This window comes from Pinirhizobacter sp., from assembly GCF_035317885.1.
Classification (GTDB): domain Bacteria; phylum Pseudomonadota; class Gammaproteobacteria; order Xanthomonadales; family Rhodanobacteraceae; genus Pinirhizobacter.
This window is the reverse complement of the sequence record NZ_DATHFX010000497.1, coordinates 1-7,875: the sequence shown is the minus strand read 5'-3', so window position 1 is coordinate 7,875 and position 7,875 is coordinate 1. Positions and strand designations below refer to the sequence as shown.

Sequence of the window (7,875 nt, the reverse complement as noted above, 5' to 3'; positions counted from 1 at the left end):
CACGAAGAAGTCGATGGTGGCCTGCATCTGCCCGGTGAAGCCCTCTTCGTCCCATGGCAGGAACAACTCGCCCTGGATGAACGGGTAGACGATGCGGCCCAGGCGGATCACCGACGAGCGTGACATGCGGCGGTTATTGAGGAAGCAGCAGGCCACCCACGCGGCTGTGGCATTGAGGTGCAGCACGTTGTTGCGGAAGTAGGAAAGCAGTACCGCCTGCTCACCCTCGGCCATCAGCACGTCGCCCAGCGGGTGGCGCACGCGCCGGATCCAGCCCATCTGTTCGCCGTAGGCGATGATGCCGGCCGGCGGGGCCGGGGTGACGGTAACGCGGTCGGAATAGGGCAGGTCCGTGACCAGGGCCTTGGTCAGTTCCAGCTGGGCCAGCAGGTCGCTCTCGGCCATGGCATGCTTGGGTGTGGCCAGAAGCGCCAGCGCCAGCAGGTTGATCGGGTTGACGTCGGCGGCGCGGTTGATGTTCACCAGGATGCGTTCGGCGAGGTTGTCCACCATGCCGGACAGCCACTCGGGCCTGGCATCGGGCGCGGCCGTGGTCTGGCGCCAGGTAGGCTCGGCGGCATCGAGCAGCGGTTCCAGCGCGATCGGCTCACCGAAGTTCAAGGTGACGTGGCCGTAGCGCTGGCGAAGCACTTTCAGGCCCCGCAGCAGGCCCAGCAGGGATTCCTTCTCTTTCGGCTTGCCGGTCAATTCACCGATGTAGGATTTTCCTTCCATCAGTTTCTCGTAGCCGATGTACACCGGCTGGAACAGTACCGGGCGGCGCGGCGCGCGCAGGAACGCACGTACCGTCATCACCAGCATGCCGGCCCGCGGCGCCAGCAGGCGGCCGGTACGCGAGCGGCCGCCTTCGATGAAATATTCCAGCGGTACGCCGCGGTCGACCAATTGCGCCAGGTATTCGTTGAACACCACCGAATACAGCGCGTTGCCGCGGAAGCTGCGTCGCAGGAAGAAGGCGCCGCCGCGACGCAGGATCGCTCCGATCACCGGCAGGTTCAGGTTCACGCCAGCGGCGATGTGCGGCGGCACCACGCCGGACTGGTGCAACTGGTAGGACAGCAGCAGATAGTCCGTATGGCTGCGATGGCATGGCACGTACACCACTTCGTGACCCGGCGCCGCGGCGCGCGCCTTGTCGAAATGGTGCATGGCGATGCCGTCGTAAAGCTTGTTCCAGAAGTTCGACAGCACGAATGACGTCGAACGCACCACCGGGTGGGAATAGTCGGCCGAGATTTCCATGGCCATGTCGTGCGCCCGCCGCCACGCGCGGGCGTAGGGGATCTTTTCCTTGGCCGACGTGGCGGCCACGGCATCCCGTACCGGTTCGGCATTGAGCACCGCGTCGACCACGGTGCGCCGATGGGAGAGGTCCGGGCCGATCACCGCGGCACGGATGCGGCGGAAATGCGTCCGCAACACGCGGGCGATCTTGCGCGTCAGGCGTTCGGAGCGGATCTCGCCGGCGTCATCGATTACCTGGCGCAGCGAAACGGGCGCCGAGAAATGCACCACCGTATCGCGGCCATTCAACAGCACGGCCAGGAGGCGCCGGAAGCGGCCCACCACCACCCAGTTTTCGGAGAACAGCACGCGGAACCAGCCGCTCTCGCGGCCCGGGGCGCGGCCGACGTAGATCGACACCGGTACCAGTTGGACATCCTGGTTGGGCATGGCTTCCAGTGCATGCACCAGCCGGTTCAATGGCTCCTTCGGCAAGGCCGCCTGGCGCCGGCCGAAGCCCCAGCCTTCGCGGCGGGCCAGCGCGAACATGGCGCGGCGCCGGCGCACGGGGATGTTCGGCACCGGCTGCATGGGGCTGGGCAGGCCCGCTTCGCGGCAAGCGCGTTCAAGGATCAGCGCGTCGGACACGCCATCGCGCTCGATCACGTAGCAGACCGGTATATCGGCTCGCAGCAGGGCGGAGGGCTCGGCCGGATCGCGCTTGATGCGCACCCAGGGCTCGAGCACGCGGCTTAAGAGTGCGAACCACCAGGGGCCTCGCGGGCGGGTGCGGGCCTGGTTGACAGGGTAGGTGGAAGGATCAGCCATCGGGCTAGTTTAGCGTGCGCCTGTTAAGGGCGCGGCGGGGACATCGGCGCCGATGCCGTGGACGATGTCGCCGTGGGTGGAGCGCACCGACTCGAGCAGGTCGCGGTCGTACCAGCGGCCGTCTTCACGCACCATGGCGATGTCGATCGAGAGCGGGCGGTCCACCAGCGTGTAGAGCAGGCGCACGCGGGCGCTGGCCTCGGTATTTTCCAGCACCTGGGTATGCGCCGAGGCGAACATGGCGTCGAGATCCAGGTTGTAGAGGTGGGCCATGTCTACCACGGCGTTGAAGGCCAGTTGCTGGTTGCGCATGGAAGTATCAAAGTCCGCCGGTGTGCCGTCGGCAGGAAATTGCAGGTCCTTGCCTGCCGCCACCGCGATGTCGATCGCCTTGTGCGCGGCGGCGACGTCCCCCCATGGCGCGGCCTGCGCCCACGGACCCAACGCCAATACCGCCTCGCGGGCCAGCGCCTTTTGCGCGGTCGTGAGCGAACGGGCGCTGCCGATGCCAGTCATGGCGATGGACTGGAAAACGCCGATGGTCAGTGGCATCTGCTCACGGTAGTCGCGCTCGAAGTGAAGCACGAAGGGCGATATCCCGGTCCATAGCCGCTTGTCGGCGCCATCGCGGCCCAGCCCGGCCAGGGCTGCGTCCAGACGGCGCCGGTCGGCATCGTCGAGCATGCCGGGACGGCGCTGCCAGTCGGCCTTGAGGTTGGCGAAGTCCGCCGGGGGCAGGGCGTGCTGCCAGAAGCCGGCGAAATCACCCCGGCCCAGCAGATCCACCGAGGCTTTCAGTGCCGCCTCGGGCGGAGTCACCGCAACGGGCACGGGCGCAGGCGCGTCGTCCTGGTGGCAGGCAACGAGCAGGCACAGGGCAAGGGCGAGGAGCAGGCGATGCATGGTGCCCAGCATAAAAAAGAAAACCCCGCGGGTCTGGCCTGCGGGGCTTGCCGGCTCGAGGCCGGAAAGGGAAATGGCCTTGCCCGCTTCGCTTTGGCGGCTTGCGGTGTCGGCGCGGCTATCTTAATTGCGCGTTAAAATTAAGGCAATAGGTAAGATAACGTTGTTAACCTATTGAATATATTCACTTATCCCGTAGAGCGTCGATTTTTGCCTTCCGACGCTCCTCGCGGGGCAGGGTGTAGTCGTTGTTGAACACGGCCGGCTCCCACGATCCATAGGTCGGGTTGGGGAACACGAACCAGCGCTCGCCGATCCACGCACGATAAGGCGCGATAGCTTTCTCGCGGCCTTCAGGCGTGTTGGCAAGCACGGTGACGAAGTCTCCAACCTGGTCGCCGAACTGCATCAGCACGCGGTATTTGCTGGCGATCAACTGCCGGCGGCATCCCTTCTCGGTGCCCACCTGGTCGCAATCGGGGACGAATGTTCCCAGGCCCAGGAAGGCCTCGGGGCCCGAGACCGGCAGGCCCGCCTGGCGCAGATTGCGCAGGGTCGGTTCGTCCAGGTCCTTGGCACGGTTGGACACGTAGATCACGGCGATGCCGTGGCTGGCTGCCCACTGGGTGAAGGCCACCGCACCGGGCATCGCGCGGGCCACGGCTTCCTTGCACCAGGCAGCCCAGTCGGCCTCGTTGAATTCGCCACCCCCGCGGATGACACGCACCTGGTAAGGCGAGTTGTCCAGCACGGTTTCGTCGATGTCCAGTACCACGGCGGGTTTGAGTTTTTTGCTCACTGGCGTGGTGCGATCGTCCTTGGGCAGCGCATCCCAGGAGGGATCCTTCAGCGCGCGGGCGAGCTTCTCCTGCGCGTTGCGGAACACTTCCTGATAGATCAGGTCGTGCTCGACCGCCCGCTGGCTCCACAAGGCGGCATTGAGGTTGTCGTCGGCGGGGACGGCGGCCACCGCAGGCTGGGCGGCCGGGACGGGTGCGGAGGTGGCCTTGGGCTGGTGGGCAACGGTGGCGCAGGCGGAAAGGGCCAGTGCACAGCCGAGTACCAGCGGTCGAATCAATGACATGCGTTGGGCGTCCTGCTTGAAGGGCGGGTGATGATCGGGAAAGTTTACGACAGCCGGGTGACGCCCAGTCCGCGCCGCCACGGCCGCGACACCCGGCCATCGTATAAAGTCACGAACTGGCCCCACCGCACGGACCTGCATGGACAACCTCTCTCGCTCGACCCTGCCCATCCGCATCGCCAGTTACACCCTGGCTGCCGGGGCGCTATTGCTGTTGATGGAACTCAGGCTGCTGCCGGCGCTGCTGGCGGGCCTCTTGGTTTACGAGGTGGTGTTCTCTACCGCCCCGCTGTTGGGCAATCGCCTGGCGGGCACGCGCGCCCGCGCACTGGTGGTGGCGATCCTGGCGGTGCTGGTGGTCGGTTTGCTGATGCTGGCCATTTTTGGCGCGGTCGGCTTCCTGCGCAGCGAGCTGGGCAATCCCGAGCTGCTCTGGCAGACCCAGTTGATGCCGCTGGTGGACAAGGCGCGCGAACAATTGCCCGTCGTGATCGTCGACCACCTTCCGGACAGCGTGGAAGAACTGCGCCTGGTCCTTACCGGATTTGCCAAGACGCACGCCGTTACCCTGCAGGGGGCCGGCAAGGAGGCTGCGCGCGTCACCGTGCACATCCTGATCGGCCTGGTGCTGGGCGGTATCGTGGCGTTGTCGCGCACGCGTCCGCCCCATCAGGTGGGTCCGCTGGCGGCGGCCCTGGGCCTGCGCTGCGCGCGACTGGCCAAGGCTTTCCACGACATCGTCTTTGCCCAGATCAAGATCTCGCTGGTGAACACCGTGCTTACCGCGATCTTCCTGCTCGGCGTGCTGCCACTGATGGGTATCCACGTGCCCCTGGCCAAGACGCTGGTGCTGTTCACTTTCATCGTGGGCCTGATGCCGGTGATCGGAAACCTGATCAGCAACACAGCCGTCACTATCGCCGCGATGTCGATATCGCTCTATGTGGGCATCGCCGCGCTCGGCTTCCTGATCGTGATCCACAAGCTGGAATATTTCCTTAATGCGCGCATCGTCGGCACGCAGATCCGCGCGCGGGCGTGGGAACTCCTGGTGGCCATGCTGCTGTTCGAGGCGGCGTTCGGCCTGGCCGGCGTGGTGGCGGCGCCGATCTTTTATGCCTACCTGAAGCAGGAACTGGAAGCGGAGCGGCTTATCTAGCGATCGTTGGCCGCCAGCATGGCGGCGATCTTCGCCATGTGCGATTGGGCAGTCTCGCGGGTGACCAGGGCATCGGCCTCGGGGTCCTTGCCTTCCCAGTGCAGATCGTCCTGGGGCAATTCCTTCAGGAAGCGGCTGGGCTGATTGGAAAGAATCTCGCCGTACTTCTTCGTGCGGGCCGAATAGCTCAGGGTGAGCAATTCCTTGGCCCGGGTAATGCCCACGTACATCAGGCGGCGTTCCTCGTCGATGCGGCCTTCGTCCAGCGCCCCTTCGTGGGGAAGGGTGCCGTCTTCGCAGCCGGCGATGAAGACGAAACGGAACTCCAGGCCCTTGGCCGAATGCAAGGTCATCATGCGCAGCGCATTGCCCGGGTCGTCGCGGTCGGCGTGGCTGAGCAAGGCCAGTTGCGCGGCGAGGTCGCCGGCGCCGCCGCCACCCTTCTGCATGGCGGCGAACCACTCGGTGAGCTCGCGCAGGTTGCCCAGCTTGCGGTCGCGGGTGATCTGGTCGGGCGTGGTGGACGCGATCTGCGCGGCGTAGCCGGTCTTCTGCAACAGCATCTCGACCAATTCGGCGGCGCTGTGGTGGATCGCGGCACTGCGCAGCTCGTCCATCAACCGGGTGAACGAGGCCAGCTGCGATGCAGGTCGAGCTGAAAGGGTCTTCAGCACGCTGTCGCTGCGCGCGGCGTCAAGCATCGAGGCGCCGCGGGAGGCCGCCACCTGGCCGAGTTTCTCGAGCGTAGTGGCGCCGATCTCGCGCTTGGGCACGTTCACCACACGCAGGAAGGCCGCGTCGTCGGTGGGATTGGCAAGCAGCCGCAGATAACAAAGGACGTCCTTGACCTCCGCGCGGTCCAGGAAACTCAAGGCGCCGGACAGATGGTAGGGCACGCCCGCCAGGCGCAGGGCTTTCTCCAGCGGACGGGCCTGGAAATTCCCGCGGTAGAGGATGGCGAAGTCGCTCCAGCGGCAGCCCTTGTCCTTGTACTTCTCGTGCAGGTGCGAGGCGATGGCGGCGATCTTTTCCGCTTCGTGCTCGCTTTCCTTGCACTCGAGCACGCGGATCGGCGGCCCTTCCAGGTGATCGCTCCACAGGCGCTTTTCGTGCACGTGGGGATTGTTGGCGATCAGCTTGTTGGCTGCGCGCAGGATGCGCTTGGCGCAGCGGTAGTTCTGCTCGAGCTTGATCACCTGCAACTGGGGGAAATCGCGGCCGAGCTGGTCGAGGTTCTCCGGGTTGGCGCCACGCCAGGCGTAGATGCTCTGGTCGTCGTCGCCCACGCAGGTAAAGCGCGCCTTGTCGCCTGCGAGCGTCTTGAGCAGGCGGTACTGGGCGTCGTTGGTGTCCTGGTATTCGTCTACCAGCAGGTAGCGCAGGCGCTCGCGCCAGGCCATGCGGCAGTCGTCGCCGGCTTCCAGGATACGCAGCGGCAGGCGGATCAGGTCGTCGAAATCCACCGCGTTGAAGGCGGCCAGGCGTTGCTGGTAAAGGTCGTAGATGGTGGCCGCTTCGATCTCGCGCGGGCTGCGCGCGGCAGCCATGGCTTCGTCGGGGGTGAGGGCCGAATTCTTCGCCCGGCTCACCAGGTTTCGCAGGCCATTGAGCACCTCGGATTTCACGCCCTTGGGCGAGAGCTCCTTGATGATCGCGTCGGTGTCGTCGGCGTCCAGGACCGAGAATCCGCGTCGCAGGCCCGCGCGTTCATGTTCGATCTGCAGGAATTTCAGGCCCAGGGCATGGAACGTGCAGACTGTGAGTGCCGCCGAGGCCTCGGCCGGGATCAGCTTCGAGACGCGCTCGCGCATTTCGCGCGCAGCCTTGTTGGTGAAGGTGATCGCTGCAATCTTTTCCGGCGCAAGCTTGCGGCGGCCGATAAGATGGGCGATCTTCTCCGTGATGACGCGCGTCTTGCCCGAGCCGGCACCGGCCAGGACCAGCAGGGGGCCGTCGCAATATTCGACCGCCGCGTGTTGTTGCGGATTGAGCATGGACGGAAGGTTTCACGGCAGGAATGGTGCGAGGGGGCATGGTAGCAGACGCAAGCCCCCCGCCTTAGGTGGCAGACAATGGAGCGGACGATGGCTGATGCACAGATGGGAAACGACGTGCAGTGCGATGTCGCCGTGATCGGCGGCGGCCCGGGTGGAAGCACGGCCGCGGCAATGCTGGCAAGGCGCGGTTATCGCGTGGTAGCCCTGGAGAAAGCGCGCCACCCCCGCTTCCACATTGGTGAGTCGCTGCTGCCGATGAACCTGCTGGTGTTCGAGCGGCTTGGCGTGCTGGACAAGGTACGCGCCATCGGCGTGCACAAGCGCGGTGCGGATTTCGAATCCGACACCCCGGCGGGCTACAGCACGTTCGCTTTTGACCGCGCTTTAGGGTCCAGTCCGCCGCATGCCTACCAGGTATACCGCCAGGACTTCGACAAGATGCTCTTCGAGCATGCCCGCGAGTGCGGCGCCGACGCCCGCGAAGGCGTCGAAGTGCTTGCCGTGGACCAGTCAGGCCCGCGGGACAGCACGCTCACCGTGCGGGCGGACGATGGCAGCGCCTATACGGTGCGCGCGAAGTACGTGGTGGATGCCAGCGGCCGCGATGGATTCATTGCATCGAAGAAGAAGCTTCGCCGGCGTAACCGCGAACACCAGAG

The 7,875-nt window shown here is 65.6% G+C and carries 6 protein-coding genes; 2 read left to right on the top strand and 4 right to left on the bottom strand.

What is annotated here, in order from left to right; all coding sequences use genetic code 11:
- The 3 genes from plsB to VK519_RS16410 form a co-directional block, all read right to left on the bottom strand.
- Positions 1-2,073 (bottom strand): glycerol-3-phosphate 1-O-acyltransferase PlsB (gene plsB / locus VK519_RS16420; protein WP_324351529.1); only part of this gene is annotated, 2,073 nt, incomplete at its 3' end.
- A 9-nt stretch (positions 2,074-2,082) separates the two neighbouring features.
- Positions 2,083-2,976, bottom strand: coding sequence for a hypothetical protein (locus tag VK519_RS16415; protein ID WP_324351528.1), 894 nt, complete (start codon positions 2,974-2,976; stop codon positions 2,083-2,085).
- Between the two features lie 184 nt (positions 2,977-3,160).
- The gene (locus VK519_RS16410) at positions 3,161-4,060 is read right to left on the bottom strand and encodes an HAD family acid phosphatase (protein WP_324351527.1); all 900 of its coding nucleotides are present in this window, start codon (positions 4,058-4,060) and stop codon (positions 3,161-3,163) included.
- A 139-nt stretch (positions 4,061-4,199) separates the two neighbouring features.
- Here VK519_RS16410 and VK519_RS16405 point away from each other — a divergent pair, with 139 nt between their 5' ends.
- Positions 4,200-5,219, top strand: a complete 1,020-nt coding sequence (locus VK519_RS16405; protein WP_324351524.1) for an AI-2E family transporter — start codon at positions 4,200-4,202, stop codon at positions 5,217-5,219.
- Here the strand turns inward: VK519_RS16405 and VK519_RS16400 are convergent.
- Positions 5,216-7,213 (bottom strand): UvrD-helicase domain-containing protein, encoded by a 1,998-nt coding sequence (locus VK519_RS16400; protein ID WP_324351522.1) that lies wholly within the window; start codon positions 7,211-7,213, stop codon positions 5,216-5,218. The two genes, VK519_RS16405 and VK519_RS16400, sit on opposite strands and share 4 nt — an antisense overlap.
- Positions 7,214-7,303: 90 nt before the next feature.
- Between VK519_RS16400 and VK519_RS16395 the strand changes: the two genes are divergently transcribed.
- A partial coding sequence (locus VK519_RS16395; RefSeq protein WP_324351521.1) for an NAD(P)/FAD-dependent oxidoreductase occupies positions 7,304-7,875 on the top strand: 572 nt, incomplete at its 3' end.

Excerpts from the sequence above, each read along its gene's own strand:
- VK519_RS16415 (WP_324351528.1), bottom strand. The coding sequence starts at position 2,976 with ATGCATCGCCTGCTCCTCGCCCTTGCCCTGTGCCTGCTCGTTGCCTGC.
- VK519_RS16410 (WP_324351527.1), bottom strand. The coding sequence starts at position 4,060 with ATGTCATTGATTCGACCGCTGGTACTCGGCTGTGCACTGGCCCTTTCC.
- VK519_RS16405 (WP_324351524.1), top strand. The coding sequence starts at position 4,200 with ATGGACAACCTCTCTCGCTCGACCCTGCCCATCCGCATCGCCAGTTAC.
- VK519_RS16400 (WP_324351522.1), bottom strand. The coding sequence starts at position 7,213 with ATGCTCAATCCGCAACAACACGCGGCGGTCGAATATTGCGACGGCCCC.